The organism is Leisingera sp. ANG-DT (assembly GCF_000813785.1).
Classification (GTDB): domain Bacteria; phylum Pseudomonadota; class Alphaproteobacteria; order Rhodobacterales; family Rhodobacteraceae; genus Leisingera.
In genome coordinates this window covers 1-2,041 of the sequence record NZ_JWLE01000073.1, presented here as the reverse complement: position 1 = coordinate 2,041, position 2,041 = coordinate 1, and the positions used below count along the sequence as shown (strand labels likewise).

Annotated in this window: 1 protein-coding gene and 4 pseudogenes; all 5 read right to left on the bottom strand. The window is 61.6% G+C overall.

What is annotated here, in order from left to right; all coding sequences use genetic code 11:
* Nucleotides 1-123, bottom strand: a 123-nt coding sequence (locus RA21_RS21775; RefSeq protein WP_039152703.1) for a CcoQ/FixQ family Cbb3-type cytochrome c oxidase assembly chaperone, incomplete at its 3' end; no start/stop codon positions are given.
* Nucleotides 124-134: 11 nt separating this feature from the next.
* Nucleotides 135-459, bottom strand: a pseudogene (locus RA21_RS23350) (cbb3-type cytochrome c oxidase subunit II); the annotation flags it as partial.
* 2 nt (nt 460-461) lie between these two features.
* A pseudogene (ccoO, locus tag RA21_RS23345) lies at nt 462-844 on the bottom strand (cytochrome-c oxidase, cbb3-type subunit II); the annotation flags it as partial.
* A gap of 14 nt (nt 845-858) precedes the next feature.
* Nucleotides 859-1,357, bottom strand: a pseudogene (locus RA21_RS23340) (cbb3-type cytochrome c oxidase subunit I); the annotation flags it as partial.
* Between the two features lie 2 nt (nt 1,358-1,359).
* Nucleotides 1,360-2,041, bottom strand: a pseudogene (locus RA21_RS23335) (cbb3-type cytochrome c oxidase subunit I); the annotation flags it as partial.

Here is a 2,041-nt window from a genome sequence, read left to right as displayed (position 1 = left end):
GTCCTTGTAGGCCTTGGTGCTGCCCGGGCGGAACGCCCAGACAATCACACCAATGAAGAAGGTGAACAGGAACAGCAGCATCCAGCTGTCGGCGAACTGCCTGAGGAGTGTGTAGAGTTCCATACCATCCTCCCTCAGCGGCTCGCGTCCGGGGTGAAGGTCGAGAAGTCGACCAGCGTGCCCAGCATCTGCAGATAGGCGATCAGCGCATCGGCCTCGGAGATCCCCGGCTTGCCATCAAAGTTACGCACATTGATGTCCTCGCCATAACGCTCCAGCAGCCCGTCATAGTCGCTGTCCGGGTCGGCCTGGGCGCGGAAGTCAGCCTGCGCAGCCTCGATCATCTCGTCGCTGTAGGGCGTGCCCAAGAGCGCGTTGGTGGCCATGATGTCGCCGATGTACTTGCCGTCGATCTTCTTCTCTTCGAGGAAGCCGTATTTCGGCATCACCGATTCCGGCNNAGGTGGTCTGCGTGCCACTCGTCCGAGTAGCGGCCGCCGACGCGGGCCAGATCCGGCCCGGTCCGCTTGGAGCCCCACTGGAACGGGCGGTCGTACATCGACTCCGCTGCCAGCGAGTAGTGGCCGTAACGCTCAACCTCGTCGCGCATCGGACGGATCATCTGGCTGTGGCAGACATAGCAGCCTTCCCGGATGTAGACCTCGCGGCCCGCCATCTCGAGCGGGGTGTAGGGACGCATGCCCTCCACCTTCTCGATGGTGTTTTCCAGGTAGAACAGCGGTGCGATCTGCACCAGGCCGCCGATGGTCACGACCAGGAAGCTGAAGATCAGCAGCAGGGTCGCGTTGGTCTCGAGGATCTTATGTTTGTCGAGAATAGACATAGCTTCCTGGCTCCTTATTCAGCCGGGACCTGGACCGTCAGGCTGGCCTCTTTGGCCGGCGCCTTACGGACCGTCATCCACAGGTTGTAGCACATGATGATGGAACCCGCGAGGAACATCACCCCGCCCAAGCCCCGCACCACATACATCGGGAACTTCGCTGCCACGGTGTCGGCAAAGGAGTTCACCAGGAAGCCGTTGGCGTCCACTTCGCGCCACATCAGGCCTTCCATGATACCGGTCACCCACATCGATGCGGCGTAGAGAATGATGCCCATGGTGGCCAGCCAGAAGTGCCAGGAGACCAGACGCAGGCTGTACAGGCTCTCACGCTTCCACAGCGCCGGCACCAGATAGTAGAGCGCGCCGAAGGTGATCATGCCGTTCCAGCCCAGCGCGCCGGAATGCACGTGGCCAATGGTCCAGTCGGTGTAGTGCGACAGCGAGTTCACCGCGCGGATCGACATCATCGGACCCTCAAAGGTGGACATGCCGTAGAAGCCCAGCGAGATCNNCCGGGTCGGTGCGCAGCTTGTCCCAGGCGCCCGACAGGGTCATCAGGCCGTTGATCATGCCGCCCCAGGAAGGCATCCACAGGATCACCGACATCACCATGCCCAGGGTCGAAGCCCAGTCAGGCAGCGCGGTGTAGTGCAGGTGGTGCGGACCGGCCCAGATGTAGAGGAAGATCAGCGCCCAGAAGTGGATGATCGACAGCTTGTAGGAAAACACCGGACGCTCGGCCTGTTTCGGGATGAAGTAATACATCATGCCCAGGAAGCCCGCGGTCAGGAAGAAGCCCACTGCGTTGTGGCCGTACCACCACTGGATCATCGCATCCTGCACGCCCGGCCACACGATGACCGACTTGGAGCCCCAGATCGAAACCGGGATGGTCATGTTGTTGATCAGGTGCAGCATCGCCACGGTGACGATGAAGGACAGGTAGAACCAGTTCGCCACATAGATATGCGGCTCCTTGCGCTTGATGATGGTGCCCAGGAACACTGCCAGATAGGCCACCCAGACGATGGTCAGCCACAGGTCGACGTACCATTCGGGCTCGGCGTATTCCTTAGATTGGGTGCCGCCCAGCAGATAGCCGGTTGCCGCCAGCACGATGAACAGCTGGTAGCCCCAGAACACGAACCAGGCCAGGTTGCCGCCCCAAAGGCGCGCCGCGGAGGTCCGCTGCAC